Genomic DNA, 24,377 nt, shown 5'->3' with positions numbered 1-24,377 from the left:
TTGAGAATACGCAAGAAAAAGCATTGACATTTGTCAAGAAAACGCTTATAAATTTTTTCTGCGGATACGGCTTAGTGTTTCGGGTTTAAAACCCAGATAAGAAGCGATCATATGCTGTGGCACCCTTTGAATAATCTCGGGGTAGGTGGCCAGCAGATTATTGTATTTTTCGTCAGCAGTTTGGCTTATGGCAATGGTCATACGCCTTTGCAGTGCCACATAGGCATTTTGCATAAGCAAATAATAGTATTGTTGTATGGCTGGTACCAGCTGCACCATTTCTTCCTGCGCGGATTTACTTAATAAAAGTACTTCCGTATCTTCCAGTGCATCTATATTATAGGATGATGGCTCCCCTGTAATAAAGCTATATAAATCGGCAATGATCCAGCCTTCCAGCGCAAACTGCAGTACATGCTCCGCCCCTTTTTCGTTCACTGTATATAAACGCAAACTACCCTTTACAACAAAAGCAGTGTATTTACATACCTCACTCTCCTGCAGCAGGTATTGCCTTTTGCGTATCTTTTTATAAATAAAAAAGCTCTTACATATTTCCTGCTCAGCTTCAGAAAGGCTTACTTTTTCATTTACTTTTTTAAACAACAAATCGAATATCTCATTCATTTTTTCCACAACGCAAAAATAACCCTAAGAGTTGGATTATTGTTCGCTTAGCCTGTTTGGGAATACTTGCAGCAGGTGGTTTTTTGCTGCCATAAGTTATGGCGTACAAGAGTGCGACGCAACCGGGCTCAATTATTATTTCCAGAGCCGGGCTAATAATAAACAAATTTGCCTTTTGCTACTATGGCTAAACCGGGTAATTGTTATATAAGCCTGATATAAAAGTTAATACATACATTCGTTTTACATAAAATCCGTATTATATGGCCGAAAACCAGATAAAAAAAAGCCCCATAGACCAGCTGGGCTATAATTTTATAAAGCCTGAATATTTACCTGCCGGAAAAGATGAATATTACCTGAGAAATATACAAAACCGCAGTGGCATTAATTACCGCCATTTATCTGCTTACGAAATTGAGTTATTGGTTAGAAATAATAATAGCAGCGACGATTGGAATAAAATTTTGGTGAGCGATGCATTTAACCCCGAACTGGTTAAGAGCTGTAAGTTTTTTGGATTGGTACGTATTGGCAAACTGGAACCCTACTGCCTGGAATTTAGTGATATAAAACTGGCTGTGGGTTTATACAATTCAACCATTATTAGCAGCGATTTAGGGGATAATGTGGTAATTAGTAATGTAAACCATTTATCCAATTATGTAATTGGTAATGAGGTAATTATATTTAATGTAAATGAATTGGCCACATCAGATCATGCTAAGTTTGGCAATGGTATTATTAAGGAAGGGGAACCCGAATCGTTACGTATTTGGTTAGAAATATGCAACGAAAATGGTGGCCGCAGTGTAATTCCTTTTAATGGCATGCTGCCCGGCGATGCCTGGCTTTGGAGTAAATACCGCGATGATGAAGCCCTGTTGCAGCAGTTTAAGTTATTAACAGAGCAGGAGTTTAAAAAAGAACGTGGTTATTACGGTAAAATTGGCGATCGCACCGTAATTAAAAACACGGCTATTATAAAAGATGTGTGGATTGGCAGCGATGCCTATATTAAGGGTGCTAACAAACTTAAGAACCTCACTATAAATTCAAGCCCTGAAGGCAAATCTCAAATTGGGGAAGGCTGCGAAATTGTAAATGGTATTATTGGTTTTGGCTGCAGGGTTTTTTATGGGGTAAAAGCTGTAAGGTTTATAATGGGTTCTAATTCACAATTAAAATATGGGGCACGTTTAATTAACTCGTATTTGGGCAATAACGCCACCATTTCCTGCTGCGAGGTGCTTAACTCCCTGATTTTTCCAGCCCATGAGCAGCACCATAATAATTCATTTTTATGTGCTGCCCTTATAATGGGTCAAAGTAATATACCTGCCGGGGCAACCATTGGCTCTAACCATAACTCACGTGGTGCCGATGGGGAAATTATTGCCGGCCGGGGCTTTTGGCCAGGCTTATGTGTTAGCTTAAAACACAATTCAAGGTTTGCCAGTTTTACCATTTTGGCCAAGGCTGATTATAGTTACGAGCTCGATATTCCCATTCCCTTTTCACTGGTAAGTATTGATATTGCCAATGACAAGCTGGTAATTATGCCTGCTTACTGGTTTATGTATAATATGTATGCGCTGGCAAGAAACTCTTGGAAATATGCCGACCGGGATAAACGTATTAAGCCCATTCAACATATGGAATATGATTATTTGGCGCCCGATACCATTAATGAAATGTTTACAGCCATTGGTTTATTTGAACTGTTTACCGGCAAAGCATTTTATACAAGGGAAAATCCCGGCAAAAAGTTCTCCGATGAAGCCTGTATGGAAAAAGGGCGGCAATTACTAGCAAATAAAGACACTATTATCAATTCACTGGAAATAATTGCTGATGGTTTTGAAAATGCCAAACGCAAAACGATAATTATAAAAATTCAGCAATCATATGACCTTTTTATACAAATGATCCGTTTTTACGGCATTTCTGCACTTATAGATTGTATGGAATTAAATCCCATAAGAGATGCCAACCATCTGTTGCAAATACTTCCCAACCGTAAAATGCGAACCAATTGGATCAATATTGGCGGACAGCTTATTAAAGAAACGGCCGTAAATATTATAAAAACTAAGGTAAAAGCAGGAAAAATAAAATCATGGGAAATGTTGCATGCGATTTATGAAACAGAAGCAAGTAGCTATCAGGAACAAAAAAGGCAACATGCCTTAAGCAGTTTGGCCGAAATTAACGGGCAAACTTTAAAGAAGTTGAGCAGCCTGCAAATAAAAGACTTGTTGCAGGAAGCCCTGGATACCAAAAGCTGGATGGTTAAAAGCATTTACGATTCAAAGGCCAAAGACTTTAGCAGCCATTTTAGAAAGATGGTGTATGATACGCCAGAAGAAATGGAAAAAGTAGTAGGTAATCTTGGTGGAAATAGCTTTATAAAAGAACAAAAGGCGCAATTAAAGCTCTATGCAAAAAAAATAGCCCAGTTGCATAAGGTGTTAGATTAATAGTAAATCAGCTGCTTTGCTACTATGATGCATCGTTGTGTCACTCACTTGTACTGCATAACAACTGTCTAATTAACATCAATTTATACAGGCACATAAGGCAGAGAAAAGCCAAAAAGTGAAAAAAATAGCCAAAAATCTCATTTAAAAATTACTTAATTTTTAGGGTTGCATTTTATAAATATCTAAAAAACATAATACTACTTTAAATACGCTTTGTTTAAGTTAATGCCCTAAAAATCAAACCTGTTTCATAAATAAGCCTAAAATCAGTTTAACTTATTTCACATTTGAGGTTTTAATTACCCTAATAAAAGGTGTGACATTAAAAAACATACCTTAATCAAGTTCAATTGGTTTAATCTATTATTAATACCTCTTTCAGATTCCTACCAAATGCATTTTTTTAACTAATTTTCCGGTGCGATTATTCATTTTAGTATAGTCTTTTCAAAACCTAAACATTAAAATTTACGTTCATTAAGATCTAATTTCCAAATTGAATAAATACATTTTTAAAGTAATAAACATCAACTATGAAATTTACAACAAAAACCCTGGCAGTCTTTGCAGTTGTAGCCCTCACAACTCTGCTACTTTCATGGAACAAATTTGCGTTCCCCATTACCGGCAATAATGCCGCTAATAAGCTGGCTATCCATCACTGGAATGATAATGAAAACTTATCAGATCAGGAATTAAGTGCCCTGGAAGCAAATGCTGACTGGTATAGCTATACCGATAAAACTAATAAAAAAAGGATTCCCGCAGCCGAAGATGTGCTGGTACAAAGAATTCCGGGAGACAACAGTCATATTTTAATAATGGCTTTTTACTCAAAAGAATCTTTTAAAGAATCAAGTATTGTAATTGGTGATGACGAAAACCAGATTGAATTAAAAGACAATGGCATCGGCGATGATAAAAAAGCTGGTGACGGTATTTATACTGCCAAAATTTATGCTGATGTTGCAGACTTTAGAAAGCAGGCAGTAAAAATGGCGCTTGAACAAAAGAAAACAGGTGCTTCATACAAATTTGTAAATCGTATGATTACTGCTGATGCAGATGCTGCTGAACCTTTTAATGCAGCCAAATTTGATGCATTTCAACCAGTATCTATAGCAGCCACCGGCGCTGTATTAAATAGTGAGTTAATTGACTCTGTAAGAAGAAATTGTATTTTCATTACAGATTTAAATGTAGTAGAGGACCCCACAAGAACCTGGAATCCCTGCACCCAAACAGGTGTAGTAAATGGTCCATGGACTTTTGGAGAGATATTCAGGCAGTTGGCTTCAACTACTCCTCAAAATATAGCTACCGATGCTGAATTATCAGATTTTATAAAAATATGGCTTACTAACTATGCAGTTAGAAGAATCATTAATGGTGATACAGTAAATCCAAGACCATTGGTATTAGACAAAATTTTAAACCCCTGGATTGCCAAAAGTGAAGCAGCTGGAGGCCCTACTGGTCAACTGGATATGAAGTTTGCACCTTTTAAATTAACGGCTATACTTAACCGTTTCGATTTAAGAGACCGATTTGCAGGTATTCCCGCAGGTGAGTGCAGGTTTACTTTCTGTTTAATAAATGCCGACTGTACAGATAAAGAGAATTTCACTATGATTGTGGAATATTCCATTCCTAAACCCAACAAATGTGATTCTTTACATTCATGGGCCGACCAATGGTTTAATTTAAAAAACTACGATTTGGGAACACCTGCCTACAATGCAGCTTTACAAAACATCACCGATCAGTTCTCAAAATCTGGCTCTAACAGAAATAAAACCAACCAAAGCTCTCTAAGTACAGTAAGAACAAATGACAGGGCTTTAACACTTGGTGATACTGCTGAATTCAGGGAGTTTAGATTAAATGCAATAACAGGTAATTTTATTGAAACAACATGTTCTCAAATACCTGCTGACAAATTTAATGGAAGGGGTGTTGGCAATCCTGATGTAGCAACCATGGTGCTTTATGTTAACCAGGAAAGAAAAAACATTATAAAAGATAACTATACTGTACCAGATACATTTAACAATGTGCCTTTTGTAGCAGGAGCCGCACATATACTGGCAGAGCCTGTTGGCTTAACCAATCTTTGGTTCTGGGATGGTACAGAGCAAAGAAATACACCTTACTTTATTAAAAACACCACTGCCCGTCACGTATTTTCATTAAATACCTGCACAGGTTGTCATGCTGGTGAATTACAAACACATTACACCCATGTAGATCCTGTATTCTTTGGTACAGAAACAAGTTTATCAGGTTTCTTATCCGGAAGGGCCGGCGCTGGTGGTGCTATTGATTTTGATTTTATTCCTGAGAATGATAGCTTTATGATGAGGGATGCAGCTTTAAGACCCGCATCAAATCCAACACTACGTATGTTTAACGATATACTTAGAAGGGCCAGAGATCTTAAGGATTTCTCTATTACTACCTGTACGACGCCTTTTGCAATTAGAAATCAGTTAATGTATCAGCCAACTTCTATGGTGCATTAATAGCCAAGATAATTACATTTAAAAAGCCGCTTTATTCCAATAAAGCGGCTTTTTCATTTATACTCTTTTGTACCGGGCAATAGTACATAACGCAGCTTTACTTGCGTCGCACACTTTGAGGTACGGAATAATCCCCGGCAATACAATTCATAATTCATTAACAACCATACTTAATGGATTGTATTAATAGTGCATTACCAAACCAGCTGCAACACAAGCCATAGCAACCCACTGCCGGGTAAGGATATGAACGTACAAGAGTGCGACGCAAGTAAAGCCATATAGATTACCTCAAGCCTGGCCAAACAATGCATTTCTGGTAAACATTTAAATACGATGGCTTTGGGCCAAACAAAAAAGCCGCTTGTTGTTACAAGCGGCTTTACTTATATAATCTGTAATTAGATTTTAAAGTGGGAGAAAGCTTTGTTAGCTTCAGCCATACGGTGGGTATCTTCTTTCTTTTTGAAAGCAGCACCTTCACCTTTACTTGCTGCGATGATTTCGTTGGCAAGTTTATCAGCCATTGTTTTACCGTTCCTATCGCGGCTGTAGCGAATCATCCATTTCATACTTAAGGAAATTTTCCTGTCAGGACGAACTTCAGACGGAATCTGGAATGTTGCACCACCAATTCTGCGGCTACGTACCTCAACACCAGGAGTAACGTTAGAAAGTGCTTTTTTCCACACTTCATAACCATCCTCATTAGTGATTTTTGATACTTTATCTATTGCATCATAAAAAATGATGATAGCCGTACTTTTTTTACCCTGCCACATTAAATTGTTAATGAAACGGGTAACCAGTTTGTCGTTAAAACGAGGATCCGGTGCTAACGGTAGTTTTTTGGCTTGCGCTTTACGCATATCTCAGAAGATTACTTTTATGAATTATTTTTTCTTTGCTTTTTCTTTCTTGGTACCGTATTTAGAACGGCTCTTTTTACGGTCTTTTACACCGGCAGTATCTAAGCTACCACGTACAATATGATAACGTACACCTGGTAAATCTTTAACACGACCACCACGTATAAGTACAATTGAGTGTTCCTGCAGGTTATGACCTTCTCCCGGAATGTAAGCAATAACCTCAATCTTATTGGTTAAACGAACTTTGGCTACTTTACGTAACGCAGAATTCGGCTTTTTAGGAGTTGTTGTATACACCCTTGTACATACGCCTCTTCTTTGAGGACATGCATCCAGTGCCCTGGATTTACTTTTTGCCCTGATTATTTCACGGCCCTTTCTTACTAACTGTTGTATTGTAGGCATTCTATACCAATTATTTTGGGACGGCAAAGGTAAGGGTCTATATTGTAAAAAGGAAAATTAAAATAAAAAATTTTACAAGAATTACCCAGAAAACCGTCTTTTTTATGATTTGAACTTTGTTTTTGTACCTAACTATTTAAATTTTATAGATCCAGCCATATTTATCGGCGGTTTTTCCTTCCCTAATGGCTGCTAACCAGTTTTTAATGGCAGTAGCTGTTTTTAAAGCTGCAATATCAAACTCCATGATATAGTCTTTATATTTCAATTCTTTTATATAAGCAATGGTAGCGGCGGTGCCGGTTCCAAAAACTTCCTGCAATTTACCGGCCTTATGGGCTTCTACTAACTCGTCAATACTTATTTTGCGCTCTTCTACCTTAAATCCCATTTCCTCTAAACCAGTTATAGCGCTGCTTCTGGTAACGCCAGCCAATATGGTGCCTTCTTCTAAAGAGGGTGTGATAATAATATCATCAATTTTAAAAAATACGTTCATCATACCCACTTCCTGCAGCCATTTATGCTCAAAAGCATCTGTCCACAATACCTGATCATATCCATGCTCTTTGGCCACCGTAGCAGCCAGCATGCTGCCACCATAGTTACCTGCATTCTTGGAAAATCCTACTCCACCGGGTGCTGCCCTGGTATAGGTTTCTTCTACTGCAATCTTCATGGGTGTAGCATAATAGGGGCCAGACGGGCTTAGAATAATTAAAAACTTATAGGTGCCGGATGGTTTTACGCCCAGCATAGGATCTGTTGCAAACATAAATGGCCTTATATATAAGGAATGATCCTTTATAGCCGGTATCCACTTACTATCCAGTGCAATTAACTTGCGCATACCTTCCATAAAAATCTCCTCGGGTACTTCGGGCATATTCATCCTTGCAGCTGATGTATTAAAACGTTTAAAATTATCATATGGCCTGAATATAAATGGATTACCATTTTCATCCTTATAGGCTTTAATGCCTTCAAAAATAGATTGGCCATAATGTAAAGCAGAAAGTGACGGATCCAGCAACAAAGGCTGGTAAGGCTTAATCTCAATACTTTTCCATTCCCCATCCTCATAATCAGCTTCCAGCATATGATCGGTAAAAAACTTACCAAAAGGCAAATTCTCCAAATTCAAATTGCTTAGCTTACTTTGTTCTGCCTTCGTAACATTAATGTCAAGTGCTGCTGTCATATCGCTAAATTTGTTGCAAATAAACTATAAATAGAGAAAACTAACAACGGTTAACTTCATTCTTATATAAATGGAAACACAATTGCCAGATATTGTAATTGCAGGATTGTACAAAAACAGTTTGGTATTAATAGAAGATACCACTGCACCCGTAAATCGCCAGCAAGTTACAAACAAAAAAGAAAAACAAGCACCCGCAGCCAGTACCCCATCCAAAAAATGGTTTTTTGGTGACAATAATAATCATATCACCATTGTTATCAACGATGCATCTGCACTCTATATAAACGACACCTGGCTGGCCACATTAGGTAAATTATTATCTGCCTGTAAACTTAATATTGGCGCGGTGGCCATCGTAAATATGCATCAGAACCCGGCAAGCTTCAGTCAAATAAAAGAACAATTGGCTCCTCAAAAAGTATTCCTGTTTAGTGTAAGTGCCAAAGACCTGCAATTACCTTTTGTAATTCCCGATTATCAGGTATACAACCATGCAGGCTGTACTTTTATGGCCGCCCAGGCTAATACGCTTAGCGAAGCCACAGACGATGCTACAAAGGCCGAAAAAAGAAAGCTATGGGATAAACTAAAAATTATTTTTAATATTTAATTATTAGCCCGGCATCAGTTAAATATGTGGCTTTACTTGCGTCGCACTCTTGTACTGCTTAACCAATGGCAGCAAAAACCTGTAATTATTACAACCACCAAAAAATCAAATACCTAACCAACCATGCAAAAGCCAATACTCATTTTTGCTACCAACAACCAGCATAAGGTAACAGAAATACGTTCGGTAATTGGAGATCATTTCAACATCATCACCTTAAAAGAAGCAGGTATTGATATTGATATTCCGGAACCACACGATACCCTGGAAGCCAACGCACAGGAAAAAGCTGAAACCATTTATAACCTTACCCAACAAAACTGTTTTAGTGAAGATACCGGATTGGAAGTAGCAGCTTTAAACGGCGAACCAGGTGTTAAAAGTGCCCGTTATGCTGGTGATGGCCGGGATTTTCAGGCAAATATTGATAAACTTATTGCTAATCTTACATCGCACAGCAATAGAAATGCAAGGTTTAGAACGGTAATTACCCTTATCATCAATAGCAAAACCTATTTTTTTGAAGGCATCTGCGAAGGCTATATTATTGAAAAGCAGCAGGGCTTACAAGGTTTTGGTTACGATCCGGTTTTTATACCTGTTGGCAGCGATAAAACATTTGCTGAAATGAGCATAGAAGAAAAAAATACATTTAGTCACAGGCGTAAAGCTACCGATGCATTAATCGCATTTTTAAATAATTACACTTATGGACCGAGTGAAAGTTAACTTACCAGCCACGTTCCCCTTTAGCACCCAAATTGCCATTCGCATTACCGATTTGAATTATGGTGGTCATGTTGGTAATGATGTATTTCTTTCTTTAATACATGAAGCCAGACAACAGTTTTTATTACACTACGGCTGCAGTGAATTAAATTTTGATGGCTATGGTTTAATACTTGCTGATGCCGCCCTTGAATATAAAAAGGAATTAAGTTATGGAGATATTGTAAAAATATCTGTAGCCGCCAACGGATTTGACAAATATGGTTTTGATATTTTTTACAAGCTGGAAGTAAGCAAAGCTGATACTATTATTTTAGCCTGCAAAGCAAAAACTGCCATGCTTTGTTATGATTATAACAATAAGAAATTGATGCCAATTTCTGAGAAAACTATCGGGCTATTTTCTTCCGCGATATAATGTAAAGCTCCAATGCTGCATAGTATTGTTGCTGTACAAGAGTGCGACGCAAGTAAAGCCCGGGATAGGGCTTTAGCCTGGTCTATAAAATTTACCTACTATTTTGTAATTGGTATTAGCCTCGTATATGATAGGCTTTGGGTTGTACAAATGCACGTATGCCCTGATAGGAAAGTGTACTTCCCAATCCTGAGCTTTTACGGCCACTCCAGGGCAGGTTGGCACTCACCCTATCGCAACAGTTCCAATAAACGGTACCTGTATTTAGCTGTTTCATTAATACTTCTGCCCTTTCGTAGGTGGCGGAATAAATAGAAGCGGTTAATCCATATTCTGTGTCCTGCATCAGGCTAATTGCTTCTGCATCATCTGCTACTTTTTGAATACCAACTACAGGGCCAAAGCTTTCTTCCATCATTATTTTCATATGATGGTTTACGTTTACCAATACGGTTGGTTCCAGAAAATAGCCTTCCCTGTCGAGCATATTACCACCTGCTAAAACGGTAGCGCCCTTATCTTCTGCATCATTTATCTGGGAAATCAAAAATTCCATTTGCTCTTTACGGCTGAGAGGGCCAATATCGGTAGCTGCATCCAAAGGGTCGCCCACCACCAATTTTTGTAATTGCGCTACATAGCTGGCTACAAATGCATCATACACTTTTTCATGTACATATATACGCTCTACCGCGCAACAGCTTTGTCCATTATTATACACTACCCCTTCTAATGCATTGGCGGCTACATTGGCAATATCTGCCACATCATCCATTACATACAGGGGATCTTTCCCACCCAGTTCCAGCTGGCAGGGCACTAATTTTGAGGCAACCCTTTCTGCAATATATTTACCTGTACGATAACTGCCTGTAAAGAAATACCCATCTAAAGGCAATTGCAGCAATTGCTCTCCTACAGCACCTTTACCTATTGCTGTTTGAAAACAATTATCGGGAATACCCGCTTTTAATAATAAGCGTTGTATGTGTAAACCGGTAAGTGTAGAATATTCAGAAGGTTTATAAAAAACAGCATTGCCACCTATTAATGCAGGAATAAATACATTTACCCCAACCAAAAAAGGATAGTTCCAGGCCGATATATTGGCAATTATGCCCAATGGCTCGTAAACAATTTTTTCTTTGGTAGCACCTTCGGTGATTATCCATTCTTCTGCCAGGTATTTTGCTGATTGGTCGATAAAAAATTTTATACGGCCACGTGCCCCGTTAATTTCGTTATAGGCCTGTTGCAGGGGTTTACCCATTTCGCTGGTAAGAGTTCTAGCCAGCTCGTCTTTCTCTGTGTCCAGCAAATCGTAGAATGTTGCAATACAAGCTATGCGCTCAGCTAAAGGCACCATTGCCCAGGCGGCCTGCCCCTCCTTTAATAATTGATATTTTTCATTAATGCTGGTGCTGGTGTCTTCGGCTAATTCTGTGATAACGGCCTCAGTTGCCGGGTTAATTATCTTCATAAATCTGCTTTCTTTGATTGTTCAATTACTTTTATAAAATACTCCCTGATATTTCTTGACAATGGCCCGTCCTCCAAACCACATTTAAACAAACGTTCCGGGTGCCATTGTACTGCGAGAAAAAAAACTCGGTTTAAGGGGTCTGCCCATTCAATTCCCTCAATTAAACCATCATCAGAAGTACAGTTAACTTTTAGTCCACTACCCAAACGGCCAATTGCCTGGTGATGTGCGCTATTGGTTACCAGCCTTTCTTTGCCGGCAATAGTATGCAACAGCGTATTAGGGATAATTGAAACGCCATGCGCTTTATCATTTACATCAAACCGGTGAATTGCATTTGCGGTTTCGCCTATATCCTGTATTAAGGTACCACCCAGTATACAATTGATTAATTGTAATGCCCTGCAAACACCTAATAAAGGAATCTGCTTTGCCTGACTAAATTCAAAAAGCCGGGTTTCAAAACGGTCTCTTGATTCATTAAATGTATCGGGTTGGTTGGCATAGCCTGTTTGCATTTTGTAAAAGGAAGGGTGCACATCTACACCACCCGAGATGACAATACCATCCAAAGAACCAAAAACCTCATCATCCACCTGTGTTTCGGCTGACAAAGTAATTACCTCTACCCCTGGCGAACTTTGCAACCACCGAATATAATTCTGATGCTTTTCTTCGGTACCTGTATGCGTTAATCCTATTTTCATAATTGGCTTATAATGCTTCCAGATACAATTGCTTAAAATCTTCCCTGCTTACGGGCTTGGGATTATTGGGATGGCAAAAATCTGCCAATGCCAAATCACTCAGCGTTTCTATATGTTCCTCCTTAACCCCAATATCTCTTAAATGTAAGGGCAGGCCTAATTGCTGGTTTAATGCAAATAAATGTTGCACTACCCCTTCACCCGTGGTATCAGTAATATCCATGGCCATAGCCATGCGTTTAAACTGTGTTTCCAAACCGGGTGCATTGTAACGCATTCCGTAGGGCAGATTTACTGCATTTGCCAAACCATGATGTGTGTCCAGTAAGGAAGACAATGGATGTGCCAGTGAATGCACCACCCCAAGGCCTTTTTGAAAAGCCACAGCTCCCATAAGCGATGCAATCATCATCTTGCTTCTAGATGCCAGATCGGGTTTGTTAACTGCATCTGCAATGGCACTGTTTATCAAAGCCATACCTTCCAATGCAATACCCTCGGCCATTGGATGAAACCCTTTGGCTATATAGGCTTCCATATTATGCGTTAATGCATCCATGCCCGTGGCCGCCGTAACAAAAGCAGGTAATTCCATAGTTAGTAATGGATCTGCAAATACAATTTTAGCCAATAATTTGGGGGCGAATAAAATTCGCTTTCTATGTGTATCGTCTTCAGAAATTATAGCGCTGCGGCCAACTTCACTTCCGGTACCACTGGTAGTAGGTACCGTTACAAAATAAGGCACTTCTTCTGTTACATATTGATCGCCACCAATAAGGTCATCATAATCAAATAAATCCCTGCGGTGGTTTACCCTTAGCACAATGGCACGTGCTACATCCAGGGCAGCACCACCACCAATACCTACAACGCAATCCCGGTGCGTTTCAGCAAAAACATCACCTCCTTTTAATACATCACTTTTTACCGGATTTTTATGAATATCAGCAAATACTTCTACCGATAAACCTTTTGCACTAAGGCTGTTTTTTATGTCCTTAAAAAAATCAAGGCCGGCAACAATAGGATCAGTAACCAATAGCGGCTTAGAAAAACCCATAGATGCCAGGTGCTGTGGTAATTCTTTTATTGCACCTGCCCCAAAACGAATAACGGTGGGGAAATTATACTGCCTAACGATATTAAAATCTGTCATACGATTATATATTTTTTGAACCCAACTATTTATTTCCAATTAAGCATCCGTTGCGTCGCACTCTTGTGCGTTTGGCGCTTTGTGCAGCAAAGCTTTTTTCCAATTTATTTTTGCCGCCCCCTATTCAACAGTACAAGTGTGCGACGCAAGTAAAGCCAGCCACCTATACTACTGCCGGGACAATAGTTTTAAATAATTTCCAGATACCTTTTTAGTTCCCAATCGGTTACTACTTTGGCAAACTGTCTCCACTCCCATTCCCTGGTTGCGGTAAAGTGTTGTACAAAGGCATCTCCAAACAATTCCTTTGCTACAGCCGATTCTTTCATAGCCTGTGTGGCTTCCCATAAATTGCGGGGTAAAATGCCATTGCCTTTATCGGCATATCCATTACCAATAGTAGCCGGCACTTTTAATTTCAACTTGTTTTTTATACCATACAAACCTGCAGCCAGGCAAGCGGCCATGGCAAGGTATGGGTTACTATCGCTGCCTACCACCCTGGTTTCTAACCTGGTGGCAGTTGCGCTGCCGGGCAATACACGCAATGCAGTGGTTCTGTTATCTATTGCCCAGGTTAAAGTAGTGGGCGCCCATGCGCCTTCTACCAATCGTTTATAACTGTTTATAGTGGGTGCCACCATAGGCAAAATATATGGCAGGCAATATAACTGGCCGGCAATATATTGTTGCATTAAAGGGCTGATACCCGTTTTTGATTTTTTATCGTAAAAAAGGTTTTGCTTTTTATCGGCACTCCAAAGGCTTTGGTGTACATGGCCGCTACAACCGGGCAGGTTCTCGTTAAACTTTGCCATAAAAGTGGCAATTACACCATGCTGATGGGCAATTTGTTTGGTGCCTGTTTTAAAGAGTACCGCTCTATCAGCAGCTTCTAAAATGCCTGAGTAGGTAATGGCAGCTTCGTAAACGCCGGGGCCGGTTTCAGTATGCAGCCCCTCGAGTGGTACTTTGAATTTTTTTAGCTGGTCAAAAAGATCCTGGAAAAAATCATTCTTTTGTGAGGAACGCAGCACGCTGTAGCCAAACATACCATGCGTCATCGGTTTTATATTCCGAAAATTACCGGCATACAATTGGTCTACATTATTTTCAACATTAAACCACTCAAACTCCTGCGAACAAAAAGGAATATAGCCGGCATCGGTACATTGCTGAATAATTTTCTTTAATAAACTTCTTGGACAAACTGGTAAATCACCACCGTTTTCATCTCTGAAATCAGCCAGAAAGAGGGGTACATTATTCTCCCATGGTATTTCGCGAAAGGTATTTAAATCAATTACGGCATTCACATCAGGATAACCAGAATGCCAGCCGGTAATGGTTACATTATCATAGGCTACATCGGCAGCATCCCATCCAAAAACCACATTACAAAAGCCAAAACCCTTTTCAACAATGGAAGCAAATTTTTCAAAGCTTACCATTTTACCACGCAGAATACCATCAATATCGGTAATGGCCAATTTCACCTTTTCAGTTCCTTTATCTGCCAGTAACTGAACTATTTCGGCGGCATAATTTTTATCAGACATCGAGTGAATTTTTTACAAAGAAGTGAAACCAAATATAAGCAACAGCAAGAATTGCAAAATATATGAGCGATAAATTTATATTCAATTTTACCATTGCCACCAAACTTACCGATGCAATAACTAAAGCTATTATAGGGAAGTAGGGGTAAAAAGGTACTTTAAACGGTCTGGGCATTTCGGGTGCTTTTTTTCTAAGGACCAACATGGCCACCATAGCAATAATATACAGGCAAATTGCACCAAAACAGGCGATGGTAATAATTTCTGCTGTTTTACCCGAAAGCAAAGCAATTATACCTGCCACCATATTTACAATTAATGCATTGGCAGGTGTTTTAAATTTAGGGTGCACCTTACCAAATACCTGAGGTATACACTTTATTCTGCCAAACTCGTATGTAGCCCGGCTGGCGGCCAGAATTAGGCCATGAAATGATGCTACCAAACCCATTAGTCCGATGGTAATAAGCAAATGGTATAACAATCCGCTGTTACCGGTGATTTGTGCCAAAGCCATGGGCAATGGACTATCCGAAGGGGCAGCTCCAGGGCTGGGATAAACCACTGCTTCCCAACCACCAACACCTACAGAAGCTATGAATACCAGCACACATAATACAATTAAGGTAAGCAATGCAGAACCAAAACCAATTAGCACATTGCGTTGCGGATTTACTGTTTCTTCGGCCACATTGGCAACACCCTCCAGGCCTAAAAAAAACCAGATGGCAAATGGTACAGATGCCCAAACACCTTCCCAGCCATTTGGAAATGCATTGTGTTGTAAGTTAGCCACGCTAAAATGTGGCAGCGTTACCCCGCAAAAAAGTAATAATTCAAATACAGCAAAAACGGTGATGATTAATTCGAAAGTGGCGGCGGCTTTTAAACCGGATATATTGAGCACAGTAAACACAAAATAGGCGGCAATAGCAATAGTGGTAACGGATATACCCGGAAAGAAAATATGAAAATAAGCGCCAATAGCAGCAGCAATGGCAGGTGGTGCAAACACAAATTCAATTATTTGGGCCATGCCCGCAATAAAGCCCCATTCTTTGCCCAGTGCCCTGGTGGCATAATCAAACACGCCGCCGGCTTTGGGTATGGCACAGGCCAATTCTGTATAAGAAAAAGTGAAGGTAATGTACATGATGATGATAAAACCCGTGGCTATTGCCAGGCCTAGTGTACCACCTTCGGCTAGGCCCAGGTTCCAGCCAAAATACATACCTGAGATTACATAACCTACACCTAAACCCCATAACATAAGCGGGCCAAGCGTTCTTTCTAAATGTGGAGTGGAAGAACCGGAGCTGGTAGTTTGCTGCATTAAATTTGGTTAAGCCTTAAAGATAACTATTTGATTTATGCGTAGTGATGTTATACATAAATTTTGATAGTATTTGCTGCATTTCTGTTAGAAAGTACAAGTGTGCGACGCAAGTAAAGTTGCCTATGGCTTTGAAGCTGGGCCAATACATTTAACTATTCCAGATAATCCAGTTTTCTTCGGCCTGTAATACTAGCATATCGTAGCCGTTTTTTATGGTGGCACCCTGTGCTTCGCCTAATTGAAGGAATTTGGTTTTGGATGGATTATACACCAGATCGAACAAATAATGGGAGGCGTTTAATAAATGATAAGGCAAATCCGGCGCAGTGTCTATTTGCGGATAAGTGCCCAATGGCGTGCAATTGATGATGATATTAAACTGGGCCATGATATCAGCAGTAATATCACCATAAGCAAGTGTGCCGGTACTAATATTTGCTGTTCTTGAAACATACTGAAAGGGGATACTCAGCTTGTTTAACACAAAAGCCACCGCTGATGCTGCCCCACCGGTACCTAAAACCAGGGCTTTATTGTGTTGTGGCAGCCGCTTTTCAAGAAAGGATTTTTCAAAACCAATTACATCTGTATTATAACCATACAATTGGCCATTGATTATTTTTACGCAGTTACAAGCATCCATTTCTACTACTGCGCCATGCGCCTGATGCAGGTAGGGTATTATAGCCCGCTTATATGGAATAGTAATAGCAAAGCCTTGTAAGGCAGGATGGGATTGCAGGGTAGGCGGCAAATCCGTAATAGAAGGAATTGCAAATGCATGAAAAACAGCATCTGCAATTCCTTCGCGGATAAATTTCTCTGTAAAATATTTTTGAGAAAAAGAATGCGATAAAGGATAACCTATTAACCCATATTCACGCATATAAACGGGTTATTTGTTTAAGTACAAATCAAAAGTATCGCCACGTAAACCTATACGCATGGCTTCTAAAGACAATATTTCTGATGGAGCAATATTACCCAGGTTTACATTACAGCCCAGTAATTCTAAAAAGTATAATTGCTGTGCTTTTTGTGGCGCTTCCCATAAAATTTTCTCACCGGGTATTTGGGTAAGTATTTCCTGTACCAGTCCTTCGCGTACCTCGCCGCTGCCGCGGTAAATACCAACATTACCGGCTTCACGGGCTTCGGCAATTACGTAGGTAGAACCGGCTTCCAGCTCAGCTTTCATTAATTCAATCCATTTATAGGGTGGTATTATATGGGCAGCATCTTTACTACCTACTTCGCTTAATACGGTGCCGTATTTGGTAAGTTTTTCTATATAACCACATTTTTCGGTATGGGGTATTATGATAGATCCATCACTTACTTCCATATGTGTAATCTGGTAATCTTTACACATGGCAATATAATCTTCAAACTGGTTGCGTATTAAAAAGGCTTCAAACAGGGTGCCGCCAAAATATACCGGAATGCCATAACTCTGATAAGCTTCAATTTTTGCACGCAGGTTGGGCGTAACATAAGAGGTACCAAAACCCAGTTTAACAATATCAATATGAGGCTCGGCAACGCTAATGAAATTATGTACTTCTGCTATGCTAAGGCCTTTATCCATGATCATTGTAATACCATCTGTACGTGGTCTTACATTCCTTTGCGGCATTTGAGACAAGTTGAAATTCATCTGTATATGATTGTTGTTAAAGATTGCAAAATTAGCATTACCACCAATTTTGTGCACGCAAAAGTAAAAACTAATTATACATCTCCATTTTTAGTTTCTCACAGTTTAAGAAGAAAAATGTGCTTTATGGGCCCGGCTAAGGGTTATTTATGGCATCCCGGTTGCGTCGCACACTTGTGCTGTATAACACTTAGCAGCTACCAGCAGCATAAAACCATTAATTGCAAAAACAACAATTTACTACACTATACACGGCATTAAGGCAGCATTTGCCCCAAAATATACACGGATTATTTTATAGGCTATATGCCATTGGGGAAATAGTCTACTGATGTAATAGACAACCACAATACATTGTTAGGCCGTACGCCAATACCTTTAAAATAATTGCTTATCAGAACAGCTAAACACGATAAAAACTGTTTACCAACTATGTTTGAGGACTGCTGAAATTGGTTATGCAGTACAAGGGAGTGACACAACGATGCTATATAGTAGTAGAAAAGCCGGTAACAAAATACAGTTATGCAATTATTTTACCATCCTCCATTTGAATGATGCGATGGGTACGCTGGGCAAAACTTTGGTCGTGGGTTACAATTAACAGGGTTTGATTAAATTCCTCAGCAAGGCGTTTAAAAATATCAAAAACCAGTTCGCTGTTTTTTTTATCCAGGTTGCCGGTTGGCTCATCGCCCATAATGATAAAAGGATCGTTGATGAGGGCCCTTGCAATGGCAACCCTTTGTTTTTCACCGCCAGAAACCTGATTGGCATTTTTTAGGGCAAGATGGCCAATATCCAGCATCTTTAGTCGCTCCATGGCACGGTGTTCTACTTCCTGTCTGTTAAATTTATTTAGTTTTAAGCCGGGTAGCATAACATTTTCAATAACCGAAAATTCGTTTAACAAATAGTGAAACTGAAATACAAAACCAATTTTCTCATTACGCACCCGGGCCAGCTCTGCCTCTTTTTTATTGCCCATGGCTTCGCCATCAATATGTAACTCTCCGGTATAATCTGTATCCATGGTAGAAAGGATATACAAAAGCGTAGACTTACCGCAACCCGATTTACCGGTAATGGCAACAAAATCTCCCTTATTAACGGAAAAATTTATATCTGTTAATACCTGCACTGTTATGGGATCGTGAAACTCCTTATTGATATTTTTTGCCTCGAGTATTGTATTGCCCATTTTATTTTCCTCTTATAATTACTACAGGATCTACTTTACTGGCTTTACGTGATGGAAACCAACCGGCCATATAAGTAGTGATTAAAGAAAACGAAGACCCTATTACATAAAACATGGGATTGTAATTGATAGGATAAGTTTTTATTGTAGGCAATGATGCTGTATTAAATGGAATTTGATCAATGCCATACGACAAGCCAAACCCAAACAGCAGACCTACCAGTCCGCCAAAAAAGCCAATGCTAATTGCAATTACAATAAAAATTCTTTTTACATCACGGCCCGAAAAACCGGTAGCTTTTAAAATGGCAATAGAATCCATTTTTTCATAAATCATCATGTTTAAAATATTGTAAATGCCAAAGCCTGCCACAATTAATAAAGTAATGCCAACAGCATATGAAATAAGGGTACGTATTGAGCTACCTGTTTCAAATTGCGAGTTGGCAGTTTGTATATCTTCGGCATCTACATTAAACAGGCTGGCATATTCTTTTGCTACGGGAGGCGCTATTTCCAGGTTGGTTAATTTTATTTGAATATCGGTTATAAAATTGCCGGGTTTACCCATTAGTTTTTGTACGGTGGCAATAGAAGCATAGCTCTGCACCTTATCCAGCTCCTGTAACCCGGATTGAAAATAGCCTACTACTTTTAATGGGAACAATTCGCCCTTAGCAGTGGTTACCTGCACCACATCTCCAATATTTACCAGTAATTTATCGGCAAGCCCCTTACCCAAAACAATACTGTTGGCCTGCCTTGAAATATCAGCCGCATTACCTGCAATAATATAATCTGCAAAATGAAAAAGCCGGGTTTCTGCTTCAACATCAATACCATTCACTACGCCGGAAATATCTATACTGCCATCATTAAAAAACACCTGCGTAATTATCTTTGGCGCATAGCCAGCCACACGGGTATCATTATTAAGGGTGCGCATTATGGTGGCACTGTTATAAATCTCCTGCCGGCTATTACCCGATTTAATGGATTGTATAAAATTATGCCCCCCGCTGTAAGCAGTATCCATATTTATTGGTTGGTGCTCACTGGGTTTAATATCATTGTATAAACGCACATGCGGTGTGCGGTTTAAAATTAATCCATCCAGTAAGTCGTTTAAACCCGTCATAAAGCTAAGCAATGTAATAAACATCGTAATGCTAAAAGTAACGCCAATAGCGGCCACCAGTGTTTGTTTCCACCGTGCCAATAAAAGTGATTTGGCAATGCTGATAATTAAGCTAAGGTTCATTGTATGGGCTTAAGAATATGATCGTTCACTGTTAACCCACTAATTATTTCAACTTTCTGGTAGTCTTTTAAACCCGTGACTACTTTTCTTTTTTCATTATTCTCCAAAAGCACATAATCGCCACTTAGCAGGTAGTTGCGGGGAATGGTAATAGCTTTTGCCTTTTCGTTTATAACAATATTGGCTTCACATGTTAGATTTGGGTATAAAGCTGCCGGTGCCTGTTTAAAAGCTGCTTCAATGGTAAAAGATTTTGAGCGCTCATTCATGCTGGGATTTATTTTGGTAACTACCGCCTCAAACACTTGCCCCTTATAACTATCCATATTTAACAATACGGTTTGTCCGATGACAATTTTGGTAATATCATATTCATCCACCTGCAATTCCAGCATAAAAACGCTGGCATCACCAATTAATGCTACAGGTGTTTGGGTGTTTACCATTTCGCCCTTTTCTTTCAACAGGCTATATACTTTGCCATCTGCCTCACTTTTTATAGTATAATCACCGGCAATGGTGGTAGAAATTTCTACATTCTTTTTGGATTGTTTTTCCTGAAAGCTGATTTGTTTTTGCAAATCAACCAAACGCAGTTTAGCGGCCTCCCAGGCGCTTGTGGAGCTTTTGTATGCCAGTTCCCGTTGGTCCAGCTCATTACGCGTACCAATTTGCTGATCCCACAAATTGCGTTGGCGTTGCAGTAATAAAGCATCGTTATCCATTTTGGTTTTAGCCAAATCAACATTTAAAACAAGCTCATGTAATTTTTCTGTATTAGCGGTAACAGCGGCATAATCTGCGGCAATAGTAGCATTTTCGGCATTTAACCTCGCAGTGGTATTGGTAAGGCGCATAAGTGCATCACCCTTTTTTACTTCATCGCCTTCTTTAACCAACACTGCTGCAATAATGCCATTCGCCGATGAAAATACCTGGTACTGGTTATTGCTTTTTACAATCCCAGAAGCATAGACCGATGCCGTTATTTTTTCTTCTACCGGTTGTATCGATTCCTGTTTGCTTTTGCAAGAGAAGAGCACTAATAAAACAAAGCTGCTCCAAAGGGCTGTTCGTGTCATATCCTGTTGTGCTTATAATAAAAAATGAAAGTACAAATATATTAGCCAGGGGGCTATGACTAATATCATATTAAAGCTAATCAAACTTATACCACCTGGTGCATTGATACGGCATAATTAGCGTATACAAATTATTATGCTTAATTTTTGAAGCCCGGCCGTAATCACTTACTGGGCTTTACTTGCGTCGCACACTTGTACTACACAACCAAATGCAGCATACATATTGCAAACCATTGAGGAGGTGCACCAACTACATTTAACACGCAAGTGTGGTCATATTCGTAAAAACCAACATAATAAAACAAACTTCATTTAAAAATAATTTACCCAAACAATTGTTGTATTATTTTGCTGAATAAAATATGCTATGAAAGCTTTTCTTAGTTCACTATTCCTGCCATTGGCATTTATTCTAATCTCCATGAATGCTTTTACACAAACACGCCCCCTGCCCGCCAGCAAAAATAAAATGGTAATTATAGCACACCGTGGAGATCATACTAACGCGCCTGAAAACAGTCTGGCTGCCTGTCAAAATGCTATTGATGCAGGTGCAGATTTTGTAGAAATAGATTTACGCACTACTAAAGACAGTGCACTGGTTATAATGCATGATGCCACTGTTGATAGAATGACAGGCAATAAAGGACTTGTTAAGGATTTTACACTTGCCCAATTACAAACCATTCAACTAACCCAACCACAACATGCCGAATGGGGTACGCAACCCATTCCCACCTTTAAACAGGTATTAGCTTTATGTAAGGGAAAAATAAATATTTATCTGGATTATAAGGAAGCTGCTGTTGTAACAGCTTATCAGGAAATATGTAATGCAGGCATGGAAAAAAACATAGTGGTATATATCAATCAGCCGGCACAGTTTAGCAGCTGGCGCAACATAGCACCGCAAATGCCATTAATGATAAGCTTGCCCAAAGCAGTTAAAACAAAGGAAGAAATGTTTCAATTATTAGACTCGCTGCAAATAGATGTTTTAGATGGCGATGCTGATGATTATACACCGGCAACTGTTATGGCTGCCAAAGAAAAACATATTCCCATTTGGGCTGATATACAATCTGCCAATGAAAATGAAGAAAGCTGGAACAAGGCACTGGCATTGGGTTTTCCCGGTCTGCAAACAGATCATCCAAAAGCTTTAATTAACTTTCTTATAAAAAAAGGATTGCGTTAATACTGAAAATATCTTATCAAATAAATCAAACCCAAAAACTCAATCTATATTGTATTTGTTGCAAAGCATTACTGCAGTAGAAGTGTGCGACGCAAGGATGTTGAATTGAATTTAAATGCCTGGATCAACAAATTTTTAAAAGATATTATTGGCCCTGCTTTCTGTTAAATTATCTGCTTTACTTACGTTGCACACAAGTACGCCATATCCACATGCAGCACTTATTATTTTAAATGGATTATTGTAACAACTGCATCAAATAAATCGAATTTTTTGTTTAAGCATTTTGTATAAAAAACTACAATTTTTTAAATATTGCAATTTGTAGTAATAAGTCTACAAATATTCATTTTTCATTAATATATGTTTGTACAATATCCGTATTCCTAACAACATAAACTACCTTATCCTATGAGCAATTTACAAAACGCAAATTTGTGCTGCCCGTAAAATGATGTAATGCCTTTAACTCACAAAAAGGCATACTACACCATAGCTATTTTCGAAAAACCATAACAATCATTACCCCCGTAAAAACTGGTATATGCGAAAAATTTTACTAGGCGGATTTATGCTTTTTGGCATGCAGGCAATTGCTCAAACCCAGGTGGCACCCAATACCCAATCCACCGTAAATATGGGTGGAGGCACACACGCCATTACTGCAGATTTTATTATAGACTGGAGTATTGGCGAGTCTACCATAATAGAAACATTTTATGGTTTAAATGCAGTACCCAATACGGTTGTTGGTAACCGTTGGAATTTAACCAGCGGTATATTGCAGCCATACGATAATACACATATTATTTTTAATCCATTGATACCCAACTGGACCAACCAGGAAATAAGGTTATATCCTGTACCTGCCAAAGACTTTGTATCCATTAATTTCAGAACTGTTGCACCGGGAAAAATTTCTGTTCAATTATATTCCCGTGATGGCAAGTTTCTGGGTGTAAAAGAATTCTTCCAATACAGTGGCAATAACACTGTAACATGGAATTTAACCAGCTATGCTTCCGGATTATATTACTTCAAAATACTCCTAACGTCACCCAAAGGTGATGTATTAAAACAAGGTTCATTTAAAGTAGACAAAATCAAATAACCACTTATGAAAAACATCCTATTCACTGCTTTGATGATGAGTTTTTTTGTCATTGCAAAAGCGCAGGTGCCCCAACAATTAAATTACCAGGGCATTGCCCGCAATGCAACAGGCAGCCCAATTGCCTATCAAAACATCACTGTTAGACTGTCAATTATTGACAGTGCTACTAATGGACAGATTGCATATCGTGAAACAAGGAGGGTATTAACCAATTATGCGGGCCTATTTAATATTGTGATAGGCAGCAACGGCGCCACAGATTTGATTGGCTCTGTTGAAAGTGTAAACTGGTCTACCGGTAAAAAATACATTAAGCTGGAAATAGATCCCAATGGGCTAAATAATTTTGGACTTGCAGGTATAACACAATTACAAAGTGTAGCTTATGCTTTAAGTGCAACGCCATCCGGTAATGCACACGGCGATTTAAGCGGCACTTACCCTGCACCAACCATTGCAAACAATGCTATCACCTCCAATAAAATAGCTGATGGAAGCGTAGGACTTGTAAAATTAACTGATGTGGTTGTTTCGTTAATTAATAGCAAGCTAAACACTTCTGATACAGCAACCATGTTAAGCGCTTATGCTTCTAAAGAAAATCTTGCAAATGTCACTGCGGGCAAATTAAATATCAGCGATACCGCTGATATGTTAAGCCCCTATGCAAAAACAGCAGGCATTAATAATCTGGTAGTTAATAAATTGAACATCTCAGATACTGCGGCTATGCTTAGCACTTATGCT

At 39.1% G+C, this 24,377-nt stretch carries 22 protein-coding genes; 8 read left to right on the top strand and 14 right to left on the bottom strand.

Going from position 1 to position 24,377, the window contains the following annotated elements; genetic code table 11:
* Nucleotides 1-45: 45 nt before the first annotated feature.
* The gene (locus tag GD597_RS12270) at nt 46-627 is read right to left on the bottom strand and encodes a Crp/Fnr family transcriptional regulator (RefSeq protein WP_216368583.1); all 582 of its coding nucleotides are present in this window, start codon (nt 625-627) and stop codon (nt 46-48) included.
* 263 nt (nt 628-890) lie between these two features.
* Here GD597_RS12270 and GD597_RS12265 point away from each other — a divergent pair, with 263 nt between their 5' ends.
* Entirely contained in the window at nt 891-3,107 is a 2,217-nt protein-coding gene (locus GD597_RS12265; protein WP_171608163.1) for a DUF4954 family protein, read from the top strand.
* Nucleotides 3,108-3,643: 536 nt separating this feature from the next.
* Entirely contained in the window at nt 3,644-5,632 is a 1,989-nt protein-coding gene (locus GD597_RS12260; protein WP_171608162.1) for a choice-of-anchor X domain-containing protein, read from the top strand.
* A 401-nt stretch (nt 5,633-6,033) separates the two neighbouring features.
* Here the strand turns inward: GD597_RS12260 and rpsG are convergent, their stop codons facing one another.
* From rpsG to GD597_RS12245, 3 genes are all read right to left on the bottom strand, one after another.
* The gene (gene rpsG / locus GD597_RS12255; protein WP_171608161.1) at nt 6,034-6,501 is read right to left on the bottom strand and encodes a 30S ribosomal protein S7; all 468 of its coding nucleotides are present in this window, start codon (nt 6,499-6,501) and stop codon (nt 6,034-6,036) included.
* A gap of 24 nt (nt 6,502-6,525) precedes the next feature.
* On the bottom strand, nt 6,526-6,909 hold the full coding sequence (rpsL, locus tag GD597_RS12250) for a 30S ribosomal protein S12 (protein ID WP_171608160.1): 384 nt from the start codon (nt 6,907-6,909) through the stop codon (nt 6,526-6,528).
* Nucleotides 6,910-7,045: 136 nt separating this feature from the next.
* Complete coding sequence (locus GD597_RS12245; RefSeq protein WP_171608159.1) at nt 7,046-8,110, bottom strand: branched-chain amino acid aminotransferase; 1,065 nt, start codon at nt 8,108-8,110, stop codon at nt 7,046-7,048.
* A 70-nt stretch (nt 8,111-8,180) separates the two neighbouring features.
* Here GD597_RS12245 and GD597_RS12240 point away from each other — a divergent pair, with 70 nt between their 5' ends.
* The 3 genes from GD597_RS12240 to GD597_RS12230 all read left to right on the top strand — a co-directional run bounded on the left by GD597_RS12240 (nt 8,181) and on the right by GD597_RS12230 (nt 9,870).
* Nucleotides 8,181-8,723, top strand: a complete 543-nt coding sequence (locus GD597_RS12240) for a hypothetical protein (RefSeq protein WP_171608158.1) — start codon at nt 8,181-8,183, stop codon at nt 8,721-8,723.
* Between the two features lie 123 nt (nt 8,724-8,846).
* Nucleotides 8,847-9,452, top strand: a complete 606-nt coding sequence (gene rdgB / locus GD597_RS12235; RefSeq protein ID WP_171608157.1) for an RdgB/HAM1 family non-canonical purine NTP pyrophosphatase — start codon at nt 8,847-8,849, stop codon at nt 9,450-9,452.
* The gene (locus GD597_RS12230) at nt 9,433-9,870 is read left to right on the top strand and encodes an acyl-CoA thioesterase (RefSeq protein ID WP_171608156.1); all 438 of its coding nucleotides are present in this window, start codon (nt 9,433-9,435) and stop codon (nt 9,868-9,870) included. Before rdgB ends, GD597_RS12230 begins: the two co-directional genes overlap by 20 nt.
* A 115-nt stretch (nt 9,871-9,985) precedes the next feature.
* On the opposite strand, the gene GD597_RS12225 is transcribed toward GD597_RS12230, so the two are convergent.
* The 10 genes from GD597_RS12225 to GD597_RS12180 all read right to left on the bottom strand — a co-directional run bounded on the left by GD597_RS12225 (nt 9,986) and on the right by GD597_RS12180 (nt 21,315).
* Entirely contained in the window at nt 9,986-11,350 is a 1,365-nt protein-coding gene (locus GD597_RS12225) for an aldehyde dehydrogenase family protein (protein WP_171608155.1), read from the bottom strand.
* Nucleotides 11,347-12,060: a gamma-glutamyl-gamma-aminobutyrate hydrolase family protein gene (locus GD597_RS12220; protein ID WP_171608154.1), complete on the bottom strand. Its 714-nt coding sequence runs from the start codon at nt 12,058-12,060 to the stop codon at nt 11,347-11,349. The genes GD597_RS12225 and GD597_RS12220 overlap by 4 nt, the downstream gene beginning before the upstream one ends.
* A 7-nt stretch (nt 12,061-12,067) precedes the next feature.
* Nucleotides 12,068-13,219, bottom strand: a complete 1,152-nt coding sequence (locus GD597_RS12215) for an iron-containing alcohol dehydrogenase (RefSeq protein WP_171608153.1) — start codon at nt 13,217-13,219, stop codon at nt 12,068-12,070.
* Nucleotides 13,220-13,407: 188 nt separating this feature from the next.
* The gene (locus GD597_RS12210; RefSeq protein WP_171608152.1) at nt 13,408-14,778 is read right to left on the bottom strand and encodes a glutamine synthetase family protein; all 1,371 of its coding nucleotides are present in this window, start codon (nt 14,776-14,778) and stop codon (nt 13,408-13,410) included.
* Complete coding sequence (eat, locus tag GD597_RS12205) at nt 14,771-16,111, bottom strand: ethanolamine permease (protein WP_171608151.1); 1,341 nt, start codon at nt 16,109-16,111, stop codon at nt 14,771-14,773. The genes GD597_RS12210 and eat overlap by 8 nt, the downstream gene beginning before the upstream one ends.
* Nucleotides 16,112-16,262: 151 nt before the next feature.
* On the bottom strand, nt 16,263-17,000 hold the full coding sequence (locus GD597_RS12200) for a shikimate dehydrogenase family protein (RefSeq protein ID WP_171608150.1): 738 nt from the start codon (nt 16,998-17,000) through the stop codon (nt 16,263-16,265).
* A gap of 9 nt (nt 17,001-17,009) precedes the next feature.
* Entirely contained in the window at nt 17,010-17,771 is a 762-nt protein-coding gene (locus GD597_RS12195) for a phosphosulfolactate synthase (RefSeq protein WP_171608149.1), read from the bottom strand.
* Between the two features lie 523 nt (nt 17,772-18,294).
* On the bottom strand, nt 18,295-18,972 hold the full coding sequence (locus GD597_RS12190; RefSeq protein ID WP_171608148.1) for an ABC transporter ATP-binding protein: 678 nt from the start codon (nt 18,970-18,972) through the stop codon (nt 18,295-18,297).
* Nucleotide 18,973: 1 nt separating this feature from the next.
* Nucleotides 18,974-20,233, bottom strand: a complete 1,260-nt coding sequence (locus GD597_RS12185; protein WP_171608147.1) for an ABC transporter permease — start codon at nt 20,231-20,233, stop codon at nt 18,974-18,976.
* Entirely contained in the window at nt 20,230-21,315 is a 1,086-nt protein-coding gene (locus GD597_RS12180; protein ID WP_171608146.1) for an efflux RND transporter periplasmic adaptor subunit, read from the bottom strand. Before GD597_RS12180 ends, GD597_RS12185 begins: the two co-directional genes overlap by 4 nt.
* A 370-nt stretch (nt 21,316-21,685) precedes the next feature.
* Between GD597_RS12180 and GD597_RS12175 the strand changes: the two genes are divergently transcribed.
* The 3 genes from GD597_RS12175 to GD597_RS12165 all read left to right on the top strand — a co-directional run.
* Complete coding sequence (locus GD597_RS12175) at nt 21,686-22,516, top strand: glycerophosphodiester phosphodiesterase family protein (protein ID WP_171608145.1); 831 nt, start codon at nt 21,686-21,688, stop codon at nt 22,514-22,516.
* A 544-nt stretch (nt 22,517-23,060) separates the two neighbouring features.
* The gene (locus tag GD597_RS12170; protein WP_171608144.1) at nt 23,061-23,627 is read left to right on the top strand and encodes a T9SS type A sorting domain-containing protein; all 567 of its coding nucleotides are present in this window, start codon (nt 23,061-23,063) and stop codon (nt 23,625-23,627) included.
* 6 nt (nt 23,628-23,633) lie between these two features.
* On the top strand, nt 23,634-24,377 hold a 744-nt coding region (locus tag GD597_RS12165), incomplete at its 3' end, for a hypothetical protein (RefSeq protein ID WP_216368579.1).

Origin of the sequence: Limnovirga soli (assembly GCF_013106755.1) — a bacterium.
In the GTDB taxonomy this organism is placed as follows: domain Bacteria; phylum Bacteroidota; class Bacteroidia; order Chitinophagales; family Chitinophagaceae; genus Limnovirga; species Limnovirga soli.
This window is presented reverse-complemented; position numbering and strand designations above follow the sequence as displayed.

Coding starts and splice junctions, on each gene's coding strand:
- rpsL (WP_171608160.1), bottom strand. CDS start 6,909: ATGCCTACAATACAACAGTTAGTAAGAAAGGGCCGTGAAATAATCAGG.
- GD597_RS12220 (WP_171608154.1), bottom strand. CDS start 12,060: ATGAAAATAGGATTAACGCATACAGGTACCGAAGAAAAGCATCAGAAT.
- GD597_RS12190 (WP_171608148.1), bottom strand. CDS start 18,972: ATGGGCAATACAATACTCGAGGCAAAAAATATCAATAAGGAGTTTCAC.
- GD597_RS12175 (WP_171608145.1), top strand. CDS start 21,686: ATGAAAGCTTTTCTTAGTTCACTATTCCTGCCATTGGCATTTATTCTA.
- GD597_RS12200 (WP_171608150.1), bottom strand. CDS start 17,000: ATGCGTGAATATGGGTTAATAGGTTATCCTTTATCGCATTCTTTTTCT.
- rpsG (WP_171608161.1), bottom strand. CDS start 6,501: ATGCGTAAAGCGCAAGCCAAAAAACTACCGTTAGCACCGGATCCTCGT.
- GD597_RS12265 (WP_171608163.1), top strand. CDS start 891: ATGGCCGAAAACCAGATAAAAAAAAGCCCCATAGACCAGCTGGGCTAT.
- eat (WP_171608151.1), bottom strand. CDS start 16,111: ATGCAGCAAACTACCAGCTCCGGTTCTTCCACTCCACATTTAGAAAGA.
- GD597_RS12260 (WP_171608162.1), top strand. CDS start 3,644: ATGAAATTTACAACAAAAACCCTGGCAGTCTTTGCAGTTGTAGCCCTC.
- GD597_RS12270 (WP_216368583.1), bottom strand. CDS start 627: ATGAATGAGATATTCGATTTGTTGTTTAAAAAAGTAAATGAAAAAGTA.
- GD597_RS12195 (WP_171608149.1), bottom strand. CDS start 17,771: ATGAATTTCAACTTGTCTCAAATGCCGCAAAGGAATGTAAGACCACGT.
- GD597_RS12210 (WP_171608152.1), bottom strand. CDS start 14,778: ATGTCTGATAAAAATTATGCCGCCGAAATAGTTCAGTTACTGGCAGAT.
- GD597_RS12185 (WP_171608147.1), bottom strand. CDS start 20,233: ATGAACCTTAGCTTAATTATCAGCATTGCCAAATCACTTTTATTGGCA.
- GD597_RS12225 (WP_171608155.1), bottom strand. CDS start 11,350: ATGAAGATAATTAACCCGGCAACTGAGGCCGTTATCACAGAATTAGCC.
- GD597_RS12245 (WP_171608159.1), bottom strand. CDS start 8,110: ATGACAGCAGCACTTGACATTAATGTTACGAAGGCAGAACAAAGTAAG.
- GD597_RS12170 (WP_171608144.1), top strand. CDS start 23,061: ATGCGAAAAATTTTACTAGGCGGATTTATGCTTTTTGGCATGCAGGCA.
- GD597_RS12180 (WP_171608146.1), bottom strand. CDS start 21,315: ATGACACGAACAGCCCTTTGGAGCAGCTTTGTTTTATTAGTGCTCTTC.
- GD597_RS12240 (WP_171608158.1), top strand. CDS start 8,181: ATGGAAACACAATTGCCAGATATTGTAATTGCAGGATTGTACAAAAAC.
- rdgB (WP_171608157.1), top strand. CDS start 8,847: ATGCAAAAGCCAATACTCATTTTTGCTACCAACAACCAGCATAAGGTA.
- GD597_RS12215 (WP_171608153.1), bottom strand. CDS start 13,219: ATGACAGATTTTAATATCGTTAGGCAGTATAATTTCCCCACCGTTATT.
- GD597_RS12230 (WP_171608156.1), top strand. CDS start 9,433: ATGGACCGAGTGAAAGTTAACTTACCAGCCACGTTCCCCTTTAGCACC.